Here is a 24758-nt window from a genome sequence, read left to right as displayed (position 1 = left end):
CAATTAATCAACGCCTTCCTCGCAGAGCCACCTGTCCTTCGCCGAGGTTTTTCGTCATGACGCACTTTCACTCCTTCCTGTTTCCACGCTTGCAGACTGAAGTTCCGGGGCTGAAACTGCGTCCCTTGCGGATTTTCGCCATGATAGAGCCGATCGTCGATGGGGACGGCGGTATCAACTGCAAAACCTACTACCAGTTTCCCAACGGTTTGTTCTGCGCCGTCGATGCCTACGCCGAACCCATGCGCAAAGGTGACACGCTCGATATCTATTGGGGCAAGGACCACAAGATCTTTACCCGGGTTCTGCAGGATGACGAAGACGGCAGCAACCAACCGGTGTTTTTCTTCCTGCCTGTGACGAACATCCTTCCCGGCTGGGTCGACGAGGTCTACTACGTACTGACCCGCGCAGGCAGCACCAGCCCCGACGAGCCCGCCACGCCCTTGCGAATACTGGTGAAGCTGGATCTGCCGGGCGGCAAAGACGATGACCCCCATTTGCCCGGACATGCAAAATTGCACATCGTGCAGCTGCCGCGCGACGTCATCGTTAACGGCGTGGATGCGGATTGGGCAGCCAAGGGTGTGCCGATGGTTATTCCTCCCTACCCGAACATCGCCGTGCGCGACGTTATCCAGGTGCAATGGGGCAATGCCTTCTTGCCACCTCATACCGTCAGCGCCGATGAGGCAGCCGGCACGGCACCTATCGAGATCACCGCACACCAGGACGATATTGTGGCCGGTGGCGACGGCAACGCGCAGGTGGTGCATTACGGGATCCATGACGAGGTATTCAACCATTCCGAGAAGTGGTCGCTGAGGACCACAGTCAAAGTCATGTCCGGAATCCGGCAGCTGGATGAGCCGATTATCCAGGAGTCAGTCAACGGCATCATTGATCTCGATAAATTGAACAATCGCGATGTCAACGTACATGTTCGCGCCTCCACCAGCGATTTCGAGGTGGGCGACACCGTCACCATGACCTGGGTAGGCACACCACCCACCGGTGCTCCGTTGCCCAACCGACAATCCCAGAGGGTGGAAAGCTTCCCCAGCATCCTCATATTTCAGATTCCGAATGCGCAGGTCCGGGCGATTGCCATGGGAACCGCAGACGTATCGTATGTGCGCTACAAAAAGGACGACGGCTCTGCGCTCCCCTCCAGGCACGAACTCGCCAGCGTGGAAGGCCGGATCCCCGCGCCGGTCTTAAGCGAAGCCGCGGGCAATACGGTGAGCGCCGATATCACATCGGCCACTGTGAACATTCAGTACCCGGGCATGACCGCGGACGATATCGTCGACATGGCCTGGCTGGGCACCAAGGCCAATGGCATTCCCTACTTGTATGAGGCTCGGCACATCGTCAGCCCGCAGGACGTGGAAAATCATCTCGTGACCTTGTACGTGCCGGGAAAACATCTGCGGGTGCTGGAGAACGGTGCACTGAATCTGTTCTACCAGGTGTCCCGTGACGGGCCGCACTGGCGGGGCACGCATGAGTCCGGGCATCAGGAAATCAACGTGTTGCGATTCACCTGAGTCGCAGGTTTCAGGTCAACCCGCCGGCCCGGACAGCGGGTTGCCCGGCAGGCCAGCACAAAAAAACGCCCCGCAGGTGCGAGGCGTTTTCAGGTATTCACATCATGAGGCTGCTTACCAGGTCCAGCGCGCTCCGACATTCAAGTCATACGGCTTCTTGATGTACTTGCCATGGCTGTAGTCGTAACCGGCATACACCTGCAGGTCCTTGGTCAATGCCACTGCAACGCCTGCTCCCAGCACACCACGGGTGCCAGACAGGTCGTTGTTGAACTGATTATCAGCGTTGACCGTCACGCGGTTGTTATTGATGAACTCGTGCTGCACCGCAACGCGCACATAAGGCTGGGCGACCATGCCATTGCCCATGTTGAAGTTGCGGCCCACAGTGGTGCCCGCTTCACCCAGCACCGAGCGGCTGCGATCGCCGTCGGCCTCCATGCCATTGTCCAGATCAAAGTTGCGCCCCTGAATCACCGCCGTCGACAGTTTGCCGTACGGCCCGATGTAGTAGCCGTTGCCCAGGGTGATCTGACGCCCGAACTCCGCCGAAGCGCTGACACCGGAGCTGTCATAACTGCCCTTGGCGCGGGTGCCATCGCTCATGCCGACTTTCGTATCGCTCTGAAAGCGGTTGAACTTGAGCAGCGCATCAAAGTAGTAACCGCTCTGCTTGTTCATCCAGGTCACGTAAGGGCCCAGATAGTAGCTGTCAACCGTACCCGAAGTCCCCTGTGCGACGTCCAGGTTGGTATGGCTGTAGCCGCCCATGATCCCGGCCACCCACAGACTGTCGCCCAGGTGCGTATCCGCCCCCAGAGAAAGCCCTTGCTGGGTCTGCTGATAACCCACGCCGGAAGCGGCGCTGATGGTGTACTTGTTGCCGTAGGTGCGCATCCACAGGCCGGTGTCACCCCCATTGAAACGCAACTCGCCCATGCGGCTGCGCAAAGTTGCCGCCTCGGCATACAACAGCGTCACCGGAGCGTTGAACAGCGCCAGTACCGATTTCGCCCCGGGGCTGATGGTCTTGGTGGTCGGGTCGAGAAACCATTCCGTTCCGCCCTCCCCCACTTCTCGCCGATCAAGTTTATAAGACCAGGTACCCAGATCGACATGCCCGCCTCTCAGGGCAAATTGCGCGTCGCCGGCGGCGGTGTGCACCAGGGTCAAACGCTGCGGGCTCAGCGCGTCCAGACCGGAAGCGGCCACCAGTAATCCGAATTGCCCGCTGGCAACGCCCGTGACATTGAGGAAGTCGTGCTGACCGGTGGCGAAATTGCCCTTCATTTCGAACGTACTGGAACCATCCGGCGAGCCGGCCAGCGTGCCGACGTTCAACTGGTAGAACGTATCAGGCACATCCTGCGCACCAAAGCGCACCGTCCCGCCATTCATGGCGAGTGTTCCTACAGTGTCAGCGCCTGTCAGGGTCCAGCTAGAACCGCTGTTGACGGTCACGCCGTTGACCTTGTCGAGACGGCCGGTCAGTTGCGAGTTGTTCTGCAGGGTGACATTGGCGGTCGAACCGTTTTCGACCAGCACATCGCCCTTCATGTTGCCCTGATCGAAGGTGAGATTGGCGGTACTGTTGCCGGTGACGTTGACGTTGCCTTGCAGCGTGCTGTCGCTGACAGACATGCCCGCGGTGGAAGCGCCCTGCACCGTCAGCACGTTGCCGTTGCCCCCCGTCAGGGAAGACTGGTTCAACACCTCAAGGGTGGCATTGATGCCCTTGTCCACAAGAATCGCATCACCGGTGCGGCCTTCCACACTGGCGTTGTCGAGCCGCAGTGAATTGTTGCCCAGGCCCGAGGGATCCCTGCCCATAGTCACCCCGGTCTTGTCGCCGCTGATAACCGTGTTTGCGGAGGCGCGTACATCCCCCCCCAATATGTTCAGGCCGGTACTGTCAGCCCCTGTGCCCGTCACCTGACTGTTGATGAGCGTGAGCGTGCTCAAGCCGGTGACCTGAGCACCGATTTCCCCACCCTTGAATTGACTGTCGGTTGCAGTGACCGTGGAGCCCTGGGTCGAGCCGATAGACCGATTGACCGCCAGCCCCATAAAGTCACTGGTCACGATGGCGCGAGTGAGATCACCCGTGCTGCCGGTTATGCGGATACCCACCAGCCCACTGTCGGCATTGACCGTTGCGCCGTTGATATTCAACGTTGATCCGGACGTGACAGACAGACTCTGGGTGCTGGCCCCCGCGATGTTCAGCACGCTTGCGTTGCGTACCAGATAATCGCTCTGTGGTGTGCTTGCATCGATATTCAGCGTATTGCCGTTATCGACAATAACGGCGGCAAAAGAATGCCCGCCGGTAGAAAAAAATGCTGGCAGCACGACCAGCATTTTAAAGAGTCCTGCCGCAGCATTTTTTTGCAGCGAAACATGGTTTTTGTTCATGACGTGGCTTCCTGAATGTTCATCACCTCACATCTTTCAGAAGAAACGCCAAAAGACTGTAAGAGGCGCGAACAATACCTATCCGGGTCAAGCAAAAATGTAGGAGAAGTCCTAGCTCCGGACGGAAAAGTCCTTTCCCGCTCGAGGAATGATCCGCCTGTTTCAGCAACCGTTTCAGCGAGGACACGGGAGGCGTAGCGGCCTCCCGTGTTTCCTTTGAAACGCATTGAATCAGGTAGGCAACGGGCAAGTTCCGCCATCACCCGGATTGACCAGGTACACCTTGACCAAATGCTCTTTGGAGGGAACGTCGCGCCCGTTAATGACAGCCGTATAACCGACGCCACCCCACGCATTGAAAGTCGCGAGCAAGGGTGCGTATGGGATCTTCACAATGAAGCCGTCCGCGGCTTCCTGATCTGTCGGTGTGTAGGGCACCTCCTCGAGCGTACCGGGTTTGATGGTTGCACCTTCGGCGTCGATATAGCCCTGATAGGTGAATATCAGCTCCTGATTCGCCAGTGCCAATTCCCCGCCCGGGACGTGCACCTCGACCACCACACCCTTGATGGGATCCAGGCGCAAGGCTTTGCAGTTCAGCCAGTCAGTATAGTTAGGATCAAGGTGTAAAAATGCCGGATCAGGGACAGTGTCCACTTGAATCTCCACATCCACATTCCGAGGTTTTGAAATATCTACGTTGTCGTTCAGCGAATGACCGATGACGTAAGCCATCGGGTGCGTTGGATCACCGTTACCTGCCGCCGCAATAACGTCCCACTTTACTTTCCACTCAAGCGATGTGGGAATAGTGTTTGGAATCGTAACGAGGCCACCATCCGCCTCAGAAACAAGCTGGCCCGCATATTCAAGTTGAACGGTGTCATTTTCCTTGGCGTCGGCATAGGTATTGACCGTAACAGTAACGTCCCCATCTTTGTCGGCTTCTCGCAACGTATTGACTAGGCCTCCGGAATCACCCTGAACCGTCACCAACGCCAGAATTGGATTGGTCGGGTCTGGATTTTCCGGATCAATCGGCAGACCGGGCTTTCGCAAATCAACGAGAACATCTTTGGAAATCGGAGTTGGCGGGTAATAGGTGCTGCCGCGTTTGATTTGGTAGCGGGCCGCTACAGTTTTTACACCAGGGTCGTTGTTGAACACGTCTTTGAACGAAATATCGACGTAGCACGGGAACCCGCTGATGGGCTTCGCCATCTGCGGAATGTCGTCGTAGGTCACCACCAACTCATCTCCCGGCAAGTAGTGGGTGTATTCGTTAAAGATTCCCACGCCCAAAGGGTTTTGCGCATCCGCCAGATCGACCAGACCGTCACCGACACCGTCCAACAGCGGAATAGCAAGGGGCAACAGCCCCTCGGGTGGGTCTGTCAGAACGACCGTAACGGGGACTGATGGAGAAATAGCACTTGGGTTTCCCTTACGGTCGGTGACTCTGAAAAAAAGCGCGTGATCCCCTTCACCTTTCTTGAATACTTGGTCAGCGGTAAGTTCAAGCTCGATCTCAGTGGTGGTATCAATCCGGGTGATCGAATCGACAACCTCTGCCAACGGTATCGAGTCCCCATATAACACCTCTATAAAATCGCCAATCCTCATATCTCCATAATCAGGAATCTTAATAGCTACGAAACCAATGTCGTCCAGATATTTTTTGGTAATACCTTCATCTATCACTTCCTGCGGAAGAGTAACCGGAAAAAACGGGTGCGGAGGAGTTCTATCAACATTGCACTCCAACGGTTCAGAGCTGCTCTCATTACCGCCTTGATCGATAAAGTATCCCAACTCATGTGTCCCCGGCCTATCGGTGTATCCGACAGGAAACGTCATGTCGATTTCAAGAATATCGGGGTTCAGCGGCGTAACATAATCGTATCGAGTAGAGACTATCGGAGTTCCGTCAAACGTCAGATGAATGAAGCCCGGTATCATCTTCGGGTCGTCAGCCTCAGCAGGTCTCGGAACCAGACACTTGAAAAGCTTTCCCTGCAGGCTCAGCGGAATCTGATTGATTTTATCATCCGACGTATCGCTTAGAAATGGGTTATCTGGATGCACTTTGATGACGGGTGCATCAGCTTTTGTAACAGCACGGCGAACTTTCAGATAATCGACCCGACTTTGTTCAGCGGGCGTCAATGGTTTCGGACTTGCCATTTTTCAGCTCCTTCAGAAACGGGCTTTATCTGCCCGGAATTTTGTCAATCAACTAACGCCCAAAATGCGGGCACAACACTCTCTGTCAGCCACGAATAAATACTCGTGACTGTCCCGACTAAAAACGGCTAATGCACTTTAATGAATCAATTACCCGTTACGGTTCCGTACAGGTTTCATTAGTGGGTGAGCACACTGCACCACTGGCCATGGTTCGATTGATAATCACGAAATCTTTTTTTGAAACACCCCGTCCACCCGTAAACTTTTTCAAGGTGTAATGACATAACGCCGAACCCCGGTTTTGCATCGGCGCTATCAATCTTTCGTAATCGGTCACATGCACTTCAAAACCGTTTCTTGCCTGATCCGCACTCAAGGTGGTCGAGAACCGGTCCGCGGCCTTGGGAATGGGCGTGGTGCCATTCGGTCCCGCGCATCCCTGCCAGAACAACGTCACGATGTCCTTCTCGTCAAACACCGGGTTGCCTTCAATCCTCACGCGCACCCGCTCCCAGAGACGCGGTTTCGCACAGCAGTCAAGCGTCCCACTGATGCCAGCGTCAGGGAACGAAGGCTCTTGGAGACCTTCGATAATGATGATCGACACCTTGACGGGCGTGAATGGCGCCAACTGCTGGTTGACGCCATTGCTGGTGGTGTAATGGACCGGCAACGCCGGGTTCAGCCGGTCCTGGTCAATGACCGACCATGGAATATTGAACGGCACTCTCTTGCCGGCAACGTCACCGGTCTGGACGATGTATCTCGCCACGGGCGTACTGATGCTCCCCCAATAAACTTCGATCGTGTGTCCTCGTTCAGGTGCGTCGAACAAGGTCAGGAAGCCGTCGGCGTCCTCGCCGAAATCTTCGGTAAGCAATGTGTTCAGCACCTTGGATTTGGCGCCGTAGATCTCCAGCAAGGCAAGCTTGGGGTTCAACAACGCCGGCGCATTGGCGTGATCCTGGCCTGCCACCGTCAGGTTCACCGATACCAGGGTTTCCATTGATGGTTTGCTATCGACGCCCCTTGTGCGCACGCGGTAAGTGACACGAGCATTCACCGGACCCAGCCCCTTGGCTGTGAGCGCACTCCACGGCACAGGGATCACGCAAGGAAAGTTGGCCGGGTCGACATCCTGCGGCGGCAGAACAGTGCCATCCCAGTCCAGCAGTACCTGATCGCCGCTCAACGGATTGTCATAGGCATCGATTTCGACCGTTACCGCCCCTTGGTTGACCGCCCCCTCCCGGGCGTGCTGACGATCGATCAAGCCTCTGTCCGACAGGGGGATGCGCGGAGGCTTGTGAATGGGCACCCCTGGGGTCAGATCGACGAACACAGGCAGCGGCCGCGAGCGCGGTCCACGGTTTCCGGCCCAGTCGCGCAAGCGATAATAGATGTATCGCTGCCCATGACCGCGCAGGCGAATTTCGTCTGCGTAGACGGTGATGATGAGTTGATCGTTATCGATATCCAACTGACTGAACGCCTGCTCGCGGATTTCGGTTTCGAAGTCCGGTGGCGTGTTGGTGTCCGTCCAGTAATAAATCGCCCGGTCACGGGCCTTCACGTCCAGATAGAGGCGTACTTTGAAACGAACCTGACCGTGCTCGTCCAAATAGTCATCGGTGATGTCGCCCACAAGATCCAGCAGTTCCAGCATCGCCGGTTCCTGGCCGTCATCCGGCGGCACTCTATCGACGGTGATGGTTTTTTTCAGCGATTCCGCGTCGTTGCCACCAATCTTGAGCTTGTACGACAGGTCGTAAACGCCAGATGCCAGGTCCCTTTGAGGCACCGAAACAATCTTGTCACCCGGATCAATGGGAATATCGAACGGGAACACCCCCGCCGTGTCGTCATCAAAGGGAAGCCCCCGTCGCCTGAAGCCCACCAACACGACGTCTTTTACGAATTCCGGCTCTGTCGAGAAGTCCCACGCCGGAATCGTGATTTTCAAATCGCGATTCAATACATCGCGAGGTAATAGCCCGTCCGGGCTCTCATTACCCTCTTCGTCTTTCAGGATATCCGGAACAATCGGTTCTGGAATAACCACAAGACTTGGTTCGTCATCGCCGCGTGCGTGTTGCGGATCCATCGACGACTCTTCTGGGGGCACCATTGCGAAACTCCACGGCAATTGAGCGGACAGTGTTCTCGCGCAGGGCAGTCGTGAAGATAAAACGGGCCGTTGACTGACGATGGCGTGGAACGTTTGTGACCCAATTAGATGCCTGGCGGAAAAAGCTGACTACTGTCAGAAATACTAGGTTTGCTTACCGTTTGTCGGGAAGTCGCTGGAAATAACTGAACAGTCAGCTCAGCGTGAGGCTGCATTTTTGTTGAGCAGAATGGGGGATGAACTCGCCGCGCGACCCAGCGGGAGCAGACTCCCTCGCCATAGGTTGGGGTTCACCGCAGAGTCGACTACCCTGCGGCAGCGCCTACTGGGAAGCAGTTTCAGGCATGCAAACCACGCCTCAAGACCGTTCATCGCAAATACCTCCTCACCTGTAATTTCTGACAGTAGCCAACGCTCGCCACCTGCCCCTAAATAACCCAGAGCCTTTGCTTCCCACGCCCTGGAGTCTTCAGCATGCCTATTCAGCCCCCTCGCCTCCCGCCCCCCGAGACTCTGCGGCAACTGGAAATACCCGACCGTACGCAGCCGGCCCTGGATGGGGGGGTGTGGGGGATCAATATTGCCGCCGCGCAGTTGCTGGCGCCCGACAAGGGGCTGAAAGTCTATTGTCCACCTTGGCAACTTATGGGTTTAGGTGACCACATCGAGCTGCTGCTCGACGGTGTTCAGGTCGACCAGACCACCATCGTCAAGCCAGAGGATGTCGGCGAGCGTGTCACCCTGTATGTCCCGCCCCGGAAGTTCGCGACCGGGGCCTATACGCTGCAATATCGGGTCAAGGTATTCAGCCAGTCTCCGGAAACTTCGCTGCCTCCGGTCGATATCTTCGTCAAACTCGAGCAACCCGGCGGCAAGGATGAAAACGGCAGTGCCCCGGGGCATTCCGAGCTGAACATGTACATCGATCCGCGGATCATCAACGATGGCGTGGACAAGGCAACCGCCGAAACCGGCCTCGACATCATCATCAAGGCCAAACCCGGCAGTAGCAGCCTGTTGCCCTACCCCAACATGGCCGTGGGTGACCACTGCAAGTTGACCTGGGGCGGCTGGTTTTTGTATTCGCCATGGGTGACCCAGGATCACATCGATGACCCGCAAGGCCATCCACTGGTCATCCATGTCGACAAGGCCACCATCCTCGAAGCCGGCGATACCGACAGCCTGGCCGTAGCCTTTGAAGTACACGACATTGTCGACAACCGTTCCGAAGACTGGTGCGCCGCAGTAGAGATTGCCGTCGATACCGGCAACACGCGCCTGTCGCCTCCCATGGTCAAAGAGGCCTTCAATAGCGTTGTGGACATGGACAAACTGGGAGATGCGCCGCTGACCTTGCAGGTATTGGTCGACGCACCCGACTTCCGGATCGGTGATGTGGTCATCGGTCTGGGCAAGGGCACCACGCTGGACGGCGAATCGATCAGCGTTGAAGTCCGCGGCGAGCCACTCACCAGCGTGGGCAACATCTACGAATTGGCCCTGCCAAGCGCCGACATACGTTTGCTGGCCAAAACCCAGGCCGTGTTCAGTTATCGCGTGGAACGCAGCGGGTCTGATGATCGCCCCTCCAAGGGGCGCTTCGTCAGTATCATCGGAGAAACCCGACGCCTGCTCGCGCCGATTGCCGTGGATGCGCAACAAGGGGCACTCGACCCTGATCTGGTTAACACCACCGCCTTCATCCCCTTTGATCCGATGATGCAGGTGGGCATGGTCATCGTTCTGCGCTGGGTCGGCACCCGCCAGGATTTCAGCGTCTACGACCCGGAACTGGACTGGCGCACCCTTAGCAAGGGCGATATCGACGACAAAGAACCGATCCCGATCATCGTCGAAGGCAAACACCTCAAAGCCATCGAGGGCGGTACGCTGGATTTGTTCTACGTGCTGATGGCCGAGGGCAGCGATGGAGGCATCATTCAGCGCGAGTCACTGCACCATGCTCTGTTGCGGGTGGGTGAACCGCTGCTGGAACTGGTCGCGCCCATCGTCCTCGGTGAGGCCGGCGGAACACTCGAACCCGACGACCTGCCCGGCGGTTCGAGCAAACTGACCGCCCCGGCTGCCGCCGAACCCACCAAAGCGGGTGACAAGGTCACCTATACCTGGCGCGGTTCGAAAACCGGCAAGACCTGCGACTCGGTGCCGATCAATTCGCTCAATGCCGGTAGAGCCATCGATTTCACCCTGAACCCGACCTTCGTCCAGACCCACATCGAACCCAATCGCGGCGGCACTGTGGACGCGATGTATGAAATCCTCAGGGTGGCGGCAGGCGCCACGCCGGAACGTGTCAGCTACTCGCGGACGTTGAATTTCACTGTCGGCGAAGCCGTGCTGCTGACCCGGCCGAAGGTTCAGCAGGCCGAGGCCGATGGCACTACCTTGCAGCCGATCAAGGCCGTGGAAGCCCTGACCGTCAACATCGATTCGCAAGACTTGCTGCTCAGCGATCTGCTCAGCGTGACCTGGACCGGCGCACCCGGCACGGCCGCCGGCGGCTCGCACACCACCCCGGCCAGACCCATCAGTGAAACCACGCTGACAATCGAACTGCCGGTCACCGTGCTGGCATTCAACCTGGGCAAAACCGTCACCGTGACGTACACCGTCACCCGCAACGGTGTGCCCCGGACCTCGTTGCCGCTGTTGTTGAATGTTGGCACCTTGCCGGACTCAAGCTTGAAATCGCCGGTGATCATGGAAGCCGACAACGATGGCGAAGGCCCGGAATTCAATGTGGCTAATCTGACTGCCAACGCAGTCGCTCGCATAGATGTCTGGCCGTTGATAGCTACCGGTCAGCGTATGTGGATGCGTCTGACCGGAACCAATGCCAACGACACTCCGTACATCAACGATATTGCACCTGGGGATCCTGTCACTCAGCCGTTGATCGATAGGGGCTACCAAAATCGCGGACTCACTCAAGCAGCAATGAAAAACCTGAAAGATGGCAGTGACTTGACCATCGAGTGCAAAACGACGTTCAACAAGAGCACGAATGAAAGCGAGGCGGTGCCCTTCCCCGTGCGCACTTACACGATCAAAGCGGTTGAGGATGTGCGGCCAGAAATTACCCGTGTGGAAGACTCCAAAGGGGAAGAAATTCTCCCGGGCGCCACGACCGTTGACACTTCTATCACGCTTAAAGGGAAAGGGGCTAAAGGCCAGAAAGTCCTGATCAAGGATGGCAATATCGAGATAGGCATTGCCGACATCGATCCACAGAGTGGTGACTGGGAGTTCCCGGTGACGGGGCTGTCCCTTGTCTCCCATAGTTTCACCGCCACTGCCCAGTACGGCAATGAGCAGGTATCGGATCCGTGGGTCGTGGTCGTGACCGCTCCTACCGCACCAACTATCACTCGGGTGGAAAACTCCAAAGGGGAAGAAATTCTCCCGGGCGCCACGACCGTTGACACCTCGATCACGCTTAAAGGCAAAGGGGCTAAAGGCCAGAAAGTCCAGATCAAGGACGGCACCACCGTCAAAGGTACAGCCGACGTCGATCCACAGAGTGGTGACTGGGAGTTCCTGGTGACGGGGCTGAGTGCCGACACCCATAGTTTCACCGCTACTGCCCAGTATGGCGGTGGGGTTGAATCGGCTCCGCGGGTCATCGTAGTGGTGGCTGCCGACACACCGGCCATCACATCAGTAAAAGACGAGAGCAACTGGAACATCCGCGAAAACGGTTACACCGTGCACACCAGCGTCACATTCACTGGCTCCGCGCCGGCCGGCCAAGAGGTGGAAGTTTTCCTCGGTACGGTTTCCAAAGGCAAAGCCAAGGCAGAGAGCAACTCCATCTGGACCCGTACCGTGAGCGGGTTATCACTGGACGTGTTGCATACCTTCAAAGCCATTGGTCAATACGCAAATAACCCGCCGTCGAATACCTGGCGCCTGACCGTGTTGAATGGGGTCGTGCCGGCCATCACCGGTGCGGAGGATTCCAAAGGGCAGCCAATCAGCAATGATGGAAGCACTGTTGACACCACTATTCGTCTGAGGGGGACGGCGACCAAGTATCTTGAGGTGGAAATTTTCGACGGTAACAACTCCACTGGCAAAAGGGTCGAGGCCAATGGAAATGGCATATGGACGGTTGAACTGACCGGGCTGACACGTAGGAAGCATGTGTTCAAAGCCAAGGCCTTGTATGGCAGCGGGACGGAGTCGGGGGAGTGGGCGGTGAACGTGGTGGCAGCTGCTGCACCCACGATCACCTCAGTGCAAGACGAAAGCAAATGGAACATCCCCGATAACGGTTATACCGTGCACACCAGTATCACGCTCGAGGGCTCCGCGCCGGCCGGCGAGGAGGTGGAAGTTTTCCTCGGTACGGTTTCCAAAGGCAAAGCCAAGGCAGAGAGCAACTCCATCTGGACCCGTACCGTGAGCGGGTTATCACTGGACGTGTTGCATACCTTCAAAGCCATTGGTCAATACGCAAATAACCCGCCGTCGAATACCTGGCGCCTGACCGTGTTGAATGGGGTCGTGCCGGCCATCACCGGTGCGGAGGATTCCAAAGGGCAGCCAATCAGCAATGATGGAAGCACTGTTGACACCACTATTCGTCTGAGGGGGACGGCGACCAAGTATCTTGAGGTGGAAATTTTCGACGGTAACAGCTCCACTGGCAAAAGGGTCGAGGCCAATGGAAATGGCATATGGACGGTTGAACTGACCGGGCTGACACGTACGAAGCATGTGTTCAAAGCCAAGGCGTTGTATGGCAGCGGAACGGAGTCGGGAGAGTGGATAGTGAACGTGGTCGATCTCGTTGACCTCGTCGAAAACTTTGGTTCATATCCAAAAGAAAAATGGGTCACAAACCCAGGGGAAACCCTCGAAGGGACGCACACCAAACTAACGGTATTTACAGACATAGGGCGGGATTTTCGTTGGGTCAAAGTGACAGAAAACCGAACTCTTTGGATGCAGATCAGCAGCCAAATTGCTCCAGCCGCATTTGGGTATGCCGTAGCACTGAAACAAGGGAACGCCAAGAGTGCGACAATCAAGGGAGAGTTTCAGAGTCTTAGGCGTCACCGCATCCAGATTGAGTTTCTACAGAGTAATGATGTGGTCTCCTCAATACTCTTCTTCGAAGGCGTCAGTCTTGAACGGTTTGAGAGGGACGTCGCTCCACAAAACGGCCAAGCGTTCAACGCTATCAAATTTGTGATGACGATTTTGGAGGGGATAGGCGCTATGGAGATGTTTCTTATATATGAAATTGCTTACAGAAGTTAAAGGCTTCTGTTGCCTACAATTTGGTGAAGAACAGATGCCCCCGATGCTTTAGATCAGAGGAAATCACTTTTGCATCACTGACACGAAAAACGGTAATCCACGCTAAGCGCCTCTCCTTGATGGGGAGGGGCTTAGCAGTTACTCCTAAAGCTGGTGTGTTTTCAATGAACTGAAGTAAACACAGAAGGTTATTGGCAGGGGTAACGCTTTCCCACGAAAGTGTTACCCCAATTAATTGTCCCGAGCACAGCTTTATCCCAGTACTTACCTCCACTACAAAAAATATGTGCAGGCAAATTCTTGGACTCCGAAAAATGATCTGGAATGGGGCGGGTTAAGGAGACGGATTAATTTAATGGCAATAGTGAGTAACTTCACGCCTACCATGGATCTGTGCCGGGCACTTAACCAGTGACCAACGCAGATTCACTGTGGGAGCGGGCTTGCTCGCGAAGAGGCCAGAACTGTCAACGCCTATTCCTTGGGCACCACGTTATCCAGCACCTGATTCACCGCCAACTCCCCCAGCATCACCACTTGCGCAATGCCCAACACCGTATTACGACTCGGCCCCTCCAGCGTTCCGGCGAAATCGCCGAGCATGACCGTGGCCGAGGCCAGGGACTCGCAGGCGTTGGCCAGCAGGGATTCGGTGTCGGTTTGCGGGTTGACCATGAACATACTGCTGGGGGTGTATGGCGTTGCCATGATTTGCGCGGGTGCGAGGTAATGGTCGAGGGCGCGTTCGGCGGCTTCGTGGAGTTTTCTGGAGTTGAGGGATTCGTAGGGTGATACCGAGTCTGTGGCCGGCGGATTGGGTGGGGTTTCGGACATCAGCTGGAACTCCGATCAAGGTACTTTGGAAGAATGACTCCCTGTAGGAGCTGCCGAAGGTTCGGGCCGCGTTCGGACGATCTTTTGAGGTTGCTTTTAAAAAACAAGATCAAAAGATCGCAGCCTTCGGCAGCTCCTACAGGGGACCGGGTGATTAGTTCGGCACGCGGCGGCCGTCCAGTACCCGGTTGACCATCAGTTCACTGAGCATGATCACCTGATGCAGCATCAGCATGGCCCGGCGCTGTGGCTGGTCGACGACGTCGCCGATATCGCGGGCCATGTCGCTGGCGGCGGCCAGTGATTCGCAGGCTTCGACGAGCAAAGTTTCTTCGTCCACGGTGGGGTCGATGAGGAAGATTCTGTTCGCCTTGCATGACGAGGTTGAAGGGATCGAGATCTTCAGTGCGCCGGGGTTGAGGTAGAAGTTGATGGCGCGGTCGGTGGCCGCTTTTATCTTCTGCGGGTCGAGGGCTGGGTCGTACGGGATCGAGGTGTCCGGGGGGTTGGGTGTGGCTTTGAACATAGGTGACTCGCTGTTTTGAATAAGTGAGGAGCCGTCACTCTCGCTACCAAACGAAGGGTGGCGGCCATTTGTGGGTTGGTAGACCGGTCAAAACAGTAAACCCGGCGCTCCCGAAGGAGCCCCACGCATGGCCACCATAAAGCAGAGTCCCAAAAACGGACCTGTAATGTGGCGCACGACTGTAATGAAACGGGCTACCAAACCCGATCACTGATTTCAGTGACAGGGAAACGATATAGCCCGCCCCATAGCCGTGTAAGCCGGCGGATTCTGGCGTACGCGTAGGTAACGGCGCAAGGCGTTGTAGCCGGTATGGCGTAACGGTTCGTGTACTTTAAACGCGGTTGCGGGGTGATGTTTATTTGCGGGGTTTGCTCTGTTGTTTTGATTTTGTCTGGTAGGCCGCCATCGCTGGCAAGCCAGCTCCCACAGTTGGAGTGTGTGCATTCAGTTGGGGATTGGTCGGCTGGGAGGCCGCTTTCGCGAGCAGGCTCGCTCCCACAGTTGGAATGCGTGCATTCAGGTGGGAGGTTGGTCGGCTGGGAGGCCGCTTTCGCGAGCAAGCCCGCTCCCACAGTTGGAATGCGTGCATTCAGTTGGGGATTGGTCGGCTGGGAGGCCGCTTTCGCGAGCAAGCCCGCTCCCACAGTTGGAATGAGTGCATTCAGGTGGGGATTGGTCGGCTGGTGGGCCGCCATCGCTGGCAAGCCAGCTCCCACCATTTGACCGAGTGTATTCAGTTGGGGATTGGTCGGGTGGTAGGCCGCCATCGCTGGCAAGCCAGCTCCCACAATTTGACTGAGTGCATTCAGTTAGGGATTGGTCGACTGTGAGGCCGGTTTCGCGAGCAAGCCCGCTCCCACAGGGGAGCTTTGTTGTTCACAAAATGCTGAGCACCCTAAATCCAATGTGGGAGCGAGCTTGCTCGCGAAGGCTGACTCACTGGCAACGCAGTTCTCCAGACAGACAAAACCCGCCGTCCCGACGGCTCGGGGCGGCGGGTTTTGTCGTTTCAGGCCTTGATCACACCGTGTCCACTTTCAGCGAATGATCATTGAGCATGCCGCTGATGATCGTCGCCGTGTCGTGCCCGCCGGCCACCACCCCGCCCGCCCCCGGGGTCACGCCGTAGTGGCTGGCGAGGTTGACGCCGGCCAGGTCGATGGTCTGGTTCGGCGTGGCGCCGGCCAGGGCGCTGACGTCGATGCTGGTGAGCACCGAGGCGCCGCTGCCGGTAACGGTGAAGTGCAGGTAATCGTCGAGCGACGCGGTGGTGCCGTTTTCACCTTGTAGCAGTTGCGACAGGTCGAGCTTGTCGGTGCCGGGAGTGAAATCGGTGATGGTGTCGTGGCCACTGTTGCCCTTGAGGTACTGGAAGGTATCCGCGCCTGCCCCGCCAGTCAGGGTGTTGTTGCCCATGCCGCCGATCAGCAGGTCATCACCGCCGCCACCGTTGAGGATGTCATTGCCCAGGCCGCCGTTGATCACGTTGTTATTGTTGTCGCCGGTCAGGGTGTCGTTGAAGTTCGAGCCGACCAGATTCTCGATATTACTGATCGTGTCGGTGCCGGCGCCGATGGTGTTTTGCGCACCGAGCAGACCGAGGTTGACCGTGACCCCGGCGGTGGCATGGGCATAGCTGACCGTGTCGATGCCGGTGCCGCCGTCGAGAATGTCGTTGCCCGGGCCGCTGTAGAGCAAGTCGTTGCCCGCGCCGCCGTGCATCTCGTTGTTGCCGGAACCGGCGGTCAGTACGTCGTTGCCGTCGCCGCCATTGAGGATGTTGTTGCCGGTGCCCGCCACCAGAATGTCATCCCCGGCAGTGCCGGTGAGGGTGTGGCCATCCTGATAGGTGATGCTGACGTTGGCCGTGTCGCTGCCGCCATGGTTGTCATTGGCGGTGTAGGTGCCGTGGAAATCCGGCGTCACGTCGTGGGCGCCGGCGTAGTTGACCGTCATGGTCAGTTGATAGTTTTCCGCTGCCGTCGGATTGCTGCCGGTGGTGTTGCTGATGTTGGTCACGTGGATCTGGTAGGTGCCATCGGCACCGGCAGTGATGGTGCCGCCATCGGCGATGCTGACGAACGCGCCGCCGTTGACCGAGTACTCCATGGTGACGTGGCCGGCCGCGAGGTTGTGATCCAGGTTCAGCGTTTCGCCCTGTTTCAGTTTGACGGTGATCAGGTCTTCATCGTTGGCATTGGCGCTGGTCACCGCACCGAGGTAACCGCTGACCACCAGCACGGCGGTCATCGCTGCGGTGTTGGCGGCGAACGCAGCGCGTACGTCAGCCAGGTTCTGGTTGGCGGCAGTGTTGCCGGTGCCGGCGAAGTTGATCGCGCCGGTGCCGGTGAAGTCCGCGCCCTTGGCCACCCATCCGGTGTTGAAGCTGGTCGGCGAAGCGTTGAGCGTGTCGCCGTCCGGATCGGTGTCGTTGGCCAGCAACAGTTCGCCCGGCACGGTGATGTTGCTCGACAGCACGTTGGTGATGACGTGGTCGTCCGTCGCCACCGGTGGCGAGTTGGGGATCACTTTCACGGTCAGCGTCGAGCTGGCGAGGTCGCCGTCGTTGTCGCTGAGGGTGAAGCCGATGTTCTCGGTGATCACCGTGGTCGTGGTTTTTTGCGAGGTGTAGCTGTAGTCGCCGGTGTCGAGGTTGATCACCAGGGTGCCGCTGTTGTTGGTGGCGATGCTCAGGCTGTTGTTCACGGTGTTGAACGTGCCGTGGTTGGTGCCGCCGGATGCGGTCAACGAACCCTGGCCGCTGTTGGCGCGCGGGTCATAGGTGTAGGTGGTGCCGTCGACCACGATGGATTTGATGAAACCGCCATCGGCGCCGAAGGTACCGCCCTCGCCCAGCAGCGAACCGGTGACCGGGGCGCCTTCGACGGTGCCCGACAGCACCGAGTTGAGCTGATTGAGATCGGTGACCACCACCGCGTTGGTGTTGGTGTGGCTGATGCCGTCATAGGCCAGCGGATCGAGGTTGGCGTTGCTCACGCCGCTGCCCAGACCGATCGCGTAGTTCTTGATGTTGTTGGCATCGAGGAAGGCTTTGAGTGCGGTCTCATCGGCGGTGCCGATTTCCTGGCCAGTGGTCGGTTTACCGTCGGAGAAGAAGTAGCCGATGTTCTGCGCCCCGGTGAGTTTGCCCGAGGTGTTGAACGCGGTCTGCATCGTTGCCACGGCCGCGTCGTAGTTGGTACCGCCACCCGCCGTGAGACCGGCGAGCAGCGACTTGGCGGTGGCCACGTCAACCCACACCGAGGTCCTGTCGGTGGCGCTGCTGCTGAAGGTGACGAGTTGCACCTTCACATCGCCGAGGTCGTCGTATTTGTCGAGCAAGGCACTGATCGCCTGTTTCGCCAGATCCAGTCGCGACAGGCCCGGCACGCCGGACGGGTCGACCATGCTGCCGGAGATGTCGAGGACGATCAGCAGGTTGGAATCGATCTCCACCGCCGCCACCGAACGATCCGACGCCACGGCTTTGGGCACGTCATCGACGATGTTGACCACAATCGTGCTGGTGGTGCTGTTGCCCAGCGCATCGGTGGCTTTGTAGGTAAAACTTTCGCTCAGGGTGTTGGCGCCGTCGTTGGCGTTCGGCGTGGTTTTCGGTGCCGAGGTCAGGGTGTAAGTGTAAGTGCCGTCGGCGTTGAGCTGGATCTGCCCGTAAGTGCCGGTGGCGCTGCCGACCAGGGTGTAGGTGAGCGCCCCGCTGCCGCCGGTGACCGCACCGACCAGTGTGCCGGTGGCGGTTTCGCCGGTGTTGGTCGGGTCGCTGCCGGTGACCGTGCCGGGGGCCAGGTCCTGGCCGTCCTTGGTCAGGTCGAGGGCTTTTTCGTAGACCGTCACGTCCTGATCGACCGACGCAATCAGTTTGCTGTCGGCAACGTTGATGGTGATGGTGGTGGTGCTTTCGTCACCGTCGCCGTCGCGGATGGTGTAGGTGAAGGTGTCGGTGGCGCCCGGTGGGCTCACCGAGTTCGGGTTGCTGTGGTAGATGGCGTTGCCTGCCGCGTCGAGGGTCAGGTAGCCGTAGGCGCCGTTGATGTTGCTGTTGAGGCCGCCGATCGCCGAGGTCGCGGTGTTGCTGCCGGCGCGCACGCCGACCACTGCCCCGCCCGCCGCTGCGCCATCGGCGCCAGTGACGTCGTTGCCGAGCACGCTGAGGTTGACCGTGCCGCCCTCCGCCACCGAGCCGGTGTCGGCCTTGGCGGTCGGCAGGTCATCGATGATGTTGACGTTGATCTGGCCGCTGGCGGTGCTGCCATCAGTGTCAGTCGCCACCACGTTGAAGTTTTCGGTGAGGCTGTTGGCGCCGTTGCCGGTCGGGTGATTTTCGTTATCTACCAGGGTGTAGCTGTAACTGACCACGCCGGTCGCCGGGTTGTAACCGGTGACGGTGAACGTACTGCCCAGCGGCGACACCACCGATTGCGGGAAGCCTGCGGCGACCCCGTTGGTCACGACGGCAATGCCACCGACAGTGAGGGTTTGCAGGCCATCCAGGGCCGTGACGGTGAACGTACCGCTCTGGGTCAGCGCCGGAGTATCGGGGCTGGTGCCGTCACTGAGGTTTTTCTCGTAGACGGTGAGTTCGCCGCCATTGACGTCGAGGCCGTTGAGCACCACCGGATCGTCGTTGTTGTGGATGTTCAGCACCAGATTGGCGGTGCTGGTATCGCCGTCGGCATCGGTGAGCGTGTAGGTGAATGTTTCGGTACCGTTTCCACCGCCGTGCAGCGCTTTGAAGTCGGCGTCAGCCGGGTTAAGCGTGTAGGTGTAAGTGCCGTTGGCATTGAGCACCAGCGTGCCGTAAGTCCCGGTGAACGTACCGGCAGTGATCGGCCCGGCATTCGGTCCAGTGGCGACCACGTCCGCGCCTTGCACGTCGTTAGTCAGCACGTTGCCGGTCAGGGTCAGCTGGGTTTCCGAGGCACTGGTGGCGTTGCTGTCGTTGAGGGCTTTGGGCACGTCATCGACGATGCTGACGACGATGGTGCTGGTGACCACATTGCCCAGCGAATCGGTGGCCTGATAGGTGAAGGTTTCAGTCAGGGTGTTGGCCCCGTCGTCGGCATGCGGTGTGGTGGTCGCCGGCGAGGTCAGTGTGTAGGTGTAAGTGCCGTTGGGGTTGAGCACGATCTGCCCGTAGTTGCCGGTGGCACTGCCGACCAGCGCATAGCTGATGGCGCCGACCGCACCGGTGACCGAACCGACCAGCGTGCCGGAGGCGGTCTCGCCAGTGTTGGTCGGATCGCTGCCGATGACCGTACCCGGGGCCAGATCGGCGCCGTCCTTGGTCAGGTCGAGGGCTTTTTCGTAGACGGTGACGTCGGTGTCGCTGGTCGCATACAGCTTGCTGTTGGCAACATCGATGGTGATGGTGGTGGTGCTTTCATCGCCATCGGAATCGCGCACGGTGTAGGTGAACACATCCACCGCACCGGGGCCGTTCACGGCATTGGGGTTGCTGTGATAGACCGCGTTGCCGTTGGCGTCCAGCGTCAGGTAACCGTAGGTGCCATTGATGTTGCTGTTGAGGCCGCCAATGGCCGAGGTCGAGGTGTCGGAGCCGGCGCGCACACCGACCACCGCGCCGGTCACCGCCGGGCCGTCGGCGCCGCCGATGTCATTGTCGAGCACGTTGCCGCTGACGTTGCCGCCCTCCGCCACCGAGGCGGAATCGGCGTGCGCGCTCGGCAGGTCATCGATGATGTTGACGTTGATCTGGCCGCTGGCGGTGCTGCCGTCAGTGTCAGTCGCCACCACGTTGAAGTTCTCGGTGATGCTGTTGGCGCCGTTGCCGTTCGGATGGGTTTCGTTATCGACCAGGGTGTAGCTGTAGCTGACCACGCCAGTCGCCGGGTTGTAGCCGGTGATGGTCAGCGTGCTGCCCAACGGCGTGACGGTTGATTGCGGGAAGCCTGCGGCCACACCACCGGTGACGACGTTGATGCCGCCCACGGTCAGGGTTTGCAGACCGTCGAGCGCGGTCACGGTGAAGGTACCGCTCTGAGTCAGCGCCGATGCATCGGGACTGGTGCCGTCGCTGAGGTTTTTCTCATAGACCGTGAGTTCGCCACCATTCACGTCGAGACCGTTGAGGGTCACCGGATCGTCGTTGTTGTGGATCTGCAGGACGAGATTCGCAGTGCTGGTATCGCCGTCCGAGTCAGTGAGGGTGTAGGTGAAATTTTCCGTGCCGTTGCCGCCGCCGTGCAGGTTTTTGAAGTCGGCGTCGTTGGTGTTCAGCGTGTAGGTGTAAGTGCCGTCGGTGTGCAGTTCCAGCGTGCCATAGGTGCCAGTGAACGTACCGGCGGTGACCGGGCCGGTGGGTACGCGGTCGGCGCCCTGCACGTCGTTGGTGAGGACGTTGCCGGTCAGGGTCAACTGACTTTCCGACGCGGTGTTGGCGTTGCTGTCGTTCACGGCTTTTGGCAGGTCGTCGATGATGTTCACATCGAGGGTTGCGTTAGCGGTGGTGCCGTTGTCGTCCACTACGGTGACGGCGAACTGTTCAGGCAGATTGTTGGCGCCGTTGGCGGTTGGGTGGGCGTCGTTGTGGTCGAGGGTGTAGCTGTAGCTGACAACACCGGTGGCCGCGTTGAAACCGGTGATGGTGAGCGTACTGCCCAGCGGCGTGGTGACCGACTGTGGAAAACCTGCGGCCACGCCATTGGTCACCACGGCAATACCGCCGACGGTCAGCGTAGTGACGCCGTCCAGTGCAGTAATGGTGAACGTGCCGCTTTGGGTCAGTGCATTGGCATCAGGCGCACTGCCGGTGCTGAGGTTTTTTTCGTAAACCGTCAGCTCGCCGCCGTTCACGTCGAGGCCACTGATGACCACCGGATCGTCGTTGTTGTGAATCTGCAAAACGAGGTTGGCGGTGCTTGTATCGCCGTCGGAATCGGTGATGGTGTAAGTGAAAGTCTCGGTGCCATTGCCGCCACCGTGCAGGTTTTTGAAGTCGGCGTCGGTGGTGTTCAGCGTGTAGGTGTAGGTGCCGTCGGTGTGCAGTTCCAGGGTGCCGTAGGTGCCGGTGAAAGTCCCGGCAGTCACTGGGCCGGTCGGTACGCGGTCGGCGCCTTGTACGTCGTTGGTCAGGACATTGCCGGTGAGGGTCAGATTGGTCTCTGACGCAGTATTGGCGTTGCTGTCGTTCGCGGCTTTTGGCAGGTCGTCGATGATGTTCACATCGAGGGTCGCGTTCGCGGTGGTGCCGTTGTCGTCCACTACGGTGACGGCGAACTGTTCAGGCAGATTGTTGGCGCCGTTGGCGGTTGGGTGGGCGTCGTTGTGGTCGAGGGTGTAGCTGTAGCTGACAACACCGGTGGCCGCGTTGAAACCGGTGATGGTGAGCGTGCTGCCCAGCGGTGTGGTCACCGATTGCGGGAAGCCTGCGGCCACGCCGTTGGTGACCACAGCAATGCCGCCGACGGTCAGCGTGGTTACACCGTCCAGAGCGGTGATGGTGAAGGTGCCGCTTTGGGTCAGTGCATTAGCGTCCGGCGCGCTGCCGGTGCTGAGGTTTTTTTCGTAAACCGTCAGCTCGCCGCCGTTCACGTCGAGGCCACTGATGACCACCGGATCGTCGTTGTTGTGGATCTGCAAAACGAGGTTGGCGGTGCTGGTATCGCCGTCAGAATCGGTGATGGTGTAGGTGAAATTCTCGGTGCCGTTGCCGCCACCGTGCAGGTTTTTGAAGTCGGCGTCGTTGGTGTTCAGCGTGTAGGTGTAAGTGCCGTCGGTGTGCAGTTCGAGCGTGCCGTAGGTACCGGTGAAAGTGCCGGCAGTGACGGGCCCGGTGGGCACGCGGTCGGCACCTTGCACGTCGTTGGTCAGCACGTTGCCAGTGAGGGTCAGATTGGTTTCCGACGCAGTGTTGGCGTTGGAATCATTCACCGCTTTTGGCAGGTCGTCGACCACATTAACGTCGAGGGTCGCATTGGCAGTGGTGCCGTTGTCGTCCACCACCGTTACGGCAAATTGCTCAGGCAAGGTATTGGCGCCGTTGCCGGTCGGATGCGCATCGTTGTGATCGAGGGTGTAGCTGTAACTCACCACGCCGGTGGTGGCATTGAAACCGGTGATGGTCAGCGTGCTGCCCAGCGGTGTGGTCACCGATTGCGGGAAGCCTGCTGCCACGCCATTGGTCACGACAGCAATACCGCCGACGGTCAGCGTGGTAACGCCATCCAGTGCGGTGATAGTGAACGTGCCACTCTGGGTCAGCGCATTGGCATCCGGCTCGCTACCGCTGCCGAGGTTTTTTTCATAAACCGTCAGCTCGCCACCTTCAACGTTCAAGCCGTTGATCAGCACCGGATCGTCGTTGTTGTGAATCTGCAGAACCAGATTCGCAGTGCTGGTATCGCCGTCCGAATCGGTGAGGGTGTAGGTGAAAGTCTCGGTGCCATTGCCGCCACCGTGCAGCGCTTTGAAATCCGCGTCGCTGGCGTTGAGGGTGTAGGTGTACGTGCCATTGGCATTCAACACCAACGTGCCGAAAGTGCCGGTGAAAGTGCCGGCAGTGACCGGCCCGGTGGGCACACGGTCGGCACCTTGCACGTCGTTGGTCAGGACATTGCCGGTCAAGGTCAACTGGGTTTCCGAGGCGGTGTTGGCGTTGCTGTCATTCGCCGCTTTGGGCACGTCATCAATGATGTTGACGTCGAGCGAGCCGGTGGCGCTGTCGCCATTGCTGTCGCTTGCGGTCACCGTGAAATGTTCACTGAGGCTGTTGGCGCCGTCACCGGCCGGATGGGCATCGTTGCCGTTGAGGGTGTAGCTGTAGCTGACCACGCCGGTGCTGGCGTTATATCCGGTGATGGTCAGGGTGTTGCCCAGTTGTGTGGTGATCGACTGCGGGAAACCGGCCGCCACGCCAGCGCTGATCACGTTGATACCGCCGATGTTCAGGCTGCTCAGACCGTCCGGCGCCGACACCGTGAAGCTGCCGCTCTGGGTCAGCGCGACGGGGTTGGCCGAGGAGCCGGCAGGCAGGTTGGCTTCATTAAGAGTCAGCTCACCGCCAGGCACGGCGAGGCCACTGAGGGTTACCAGGTTGTTGACCGGTGGCGGCACGATCGGCGTGTTGTCGCCATTGTCGATGACTGCGTTGTGCCGCTCTTCGGGAAACTCGGGAATACCGTTGAAACCGGCGGTCGGGAAGCCGATCACCGGATCCACGCGCCCACCGACTTCCGTCAGCAGCACAAAACTGTGGCCGCCACCCAACTCACCTGGCGCGCCGCCCGGTGCATTCGGGCCGGCGGCGGTGGCCTCTGCCGCTTTGGTCGGGTCTTCACCGGCAGCGATGGCTTTCTGAATCTGCTCGACGTCAGTCAGTTGTGCTTCGCTGGGGGTCAGCGCTTCAGGGGAATCGACATGCACTGCCTGATTGGCCAGCAGTTGTCCGGACATGGTCATGCTGCTGTCGCGGCCCAGGGTCAACTCGTGGCCATTTTGCAGATGAATGGCGACGGCACCTTCTGCGCCGGTGATCACTTGATCGCCGGCAAACAAGCGGTCGCCCTCGACCAGGGCGCGGCGAGTGCCGTCGGTGCCCTGCGCAAAAACCTGACCAATGACTTTAGTGACGATCCCGATGAGCGTTGCCATGTGAAATTCCTCCGCTGCCGACCACCGTCGGCACTGGTTCGCGAAGCAGCCCATGGCTCAATCGGGTTGTCGGGGCGACGCTCGCACCTCGACAGTTCGTTTCGCAGGTTGCGCAAACGAGGAAACTTCAGTGCTTTCAAGCACTTCCGCGTCCTGATCGATGCAGCACACCCACTAACGCTACGTAACGGTGGTG

At 58.7% G+C, this 24758-nt stretch carries 8 protein-coding genes; 2 read left to right on the top strand and 6 right to left on the bottom strand.

Translation table 11 applies throughout. From position 1 onward, the window contains the following. Positions 1-56: 56 nt before the first annotated feature. Complete coding sequence (locus KCG87_RS11225; protein ID WP_210557850.1) at positions 57-1550, top strand: hypothetical protein; 1494 nt, start codon at positions 57-59, stop codon at positions 1548-1550. A gap of 114 nt (positions 1551-1664) precedes the next feature. Here KCG87_RS11225 and KCG87_RS11220 read toward each other — a convergent pair whose 3' ends face one another. From KCG87_RS11220 to KCG87_RS11210, 3 genes are all read right to left on the bottom strand, one after another. Next, a complete protein-coding gene (locus KCG87_RS11220; RefSeq protein ID WP_246881716.1) occupies positions 1665-3911 on the bottom strand; it encodes an autotransporter outer membrane beta-barrel domain-containing protein in 2247 nt (748 codons plus the stop codon). A gap of 285 nt (positions 3912-4196) precedes the next feature. Next, the gene (locus tag KCG87_RS11215) at positions 4197-6149 is read right to left on the bottom strand and encodes a hypothetical protein (protein ID WP_210557854.1); all 1953 of its coding nucleotides are present in this window, start codon (positions 6147-6149) and stop codon (positions 4197-4199) included. A gap of 157 nt (positions 6150-6306) precedes the next feature. After that, the gene (locus KCG87_RS11210) at positions 6307-8256 is read right to left on the bottom strand and encodes a hypothetical protein (protein ID WP_246881717.1); all 1950 of its coding nucleotides are present in this window, start codon (positions 8254-8256) and stop codon (positions 6307-6309) included. Between the two features lie 498 nt (positions 8257-8754). Between KCG87_RS11210 and KCG87_RS11205 the strand changes: the two genes are divergently transcribed. Beyond that, positions 8755-13569, top strand: coding sequence for an Ig-like domain-containing protein (locus tag KCG87_RS11205; RefSeq protein ID WP_210557857.1), 4815 nt, complete (start codon positions 8755-8757; stop codon positions 13567-13569). Positions 13570-14043: 474 nt separating this feature from the next. Here the strand turns inward: KCG87_RS11205 and KCG87_RS11200 are convergent, their stop codons facing one another. From KCG87_RS11200 to KCG87_RS11190, 3 genes are all read right to left on the bottom strand, one after another. Continuing rightward, a complete protein-coding gene (locus KCG87_RS11200) occupies positions 14044-14403 on the bottom strand; it encodes a DUF6124 family protein (RefSeq protein ID WP_134785705.1) in 360 nt (119 codons plus the stop codon). Positions 14404-14557: 154 nt separating this feature from the next. Further along, complete coding sequence (locus tag KCG87_RS11195) at positions 14558-14929, bottom strand: hypothetical protein (RefSeq protein WP_134785704.1); 372 nt, start codon at positions 14927-14929, stop codon at positions 14558-14560. A gap of 1023 nt (positions 14930-15952) precedes the next feature. Next, positions 15953-24562: a retention module-containing protein gene (locus KCG87_RS11190; RefSeq protein WP_210557858.1), complete on the bottom strand. Its 8610-nt coding sequence runs from the start codon at positions 24560-24562 to the stop codon at positions 15953-15955. Between the last annotated feature and the right edge of the window lie 196 nt (positions 24563-24758).

It is taken from the genome of Pseudomonas sp. MWU347, assembly GCF_017947305.1.
Lineage (GTDB): Bacteria > Pseudomonadota > Gammaproteobacteria > Pseudomonadales > Pseudomonadaceae > Aquipseudomonas > Aquipseudomonas putida_A.
The sequence above is the reverse complement of the archived record's forward strand: the minus strand, read 5'-3'. Positions and strand labels throughout refer to the sequence as shown.

Bases quoted from the DNA above. Each gene is read 5' to 3' on its own strand.
- KCG87_RS11225 (WP_210557850.1), top strand. From the start codon at position 57: ATGACGCACTTTCACTCCTTCCTGTTTCCACGCTTGCAGACTGAAGTT.
- KCG87_RS11220 (WP_246881716.1), bottom strand. From the start codon at position 3,911: ATGCTGGTCGTGCTGCCAGCATTTTTTTCTACCGGCGGGCATTCTTTT.
- KCG87_RS11215 (WP_210557854.1), bottom strand. From the start codon at position 6,149: ATGGCAAGTCCGAAACCATTGACGCCCGCTGAACAAAGTCGGGTCGAT.
- KCG87_RS11210 (WP_246881717.1), bottom strand. From the start codon at position 8,256: ATGGATCCGCAACACGCACGCGGCGATGACGAACCAAGTCTTGTGGTT.
- KCG87_RS11205 (WP_210557857.1), top strand. From the start codon at position 8,755: ATGCCTATTCAGCCCCCTCGCCTCCCGCCCCCCGAGACTCTGCGGCAA.
- KCG87_RS11200 (WP_134785705.1), bottom strand. From the start codon at position 14,403: ATGTCCGAAACCCCACCCAATCCGCCGGCCACAGACTCGGTATCACCC.
- KCG87_RS11195 (WP_134785704.1), bottom strand. From the start codon at position 14,929: ATGTTCAAAGCCACACCCAACCCCCCGGACACCTCGATCCCGTACGAC.
- KCG87_RS11190 (WP_210557858.1), bottom strand. From the start codon at position 24,562: ATGGCAACGCTCATCGGGATCGTCACTAAAGTCATTGGTCAGGTTTTT.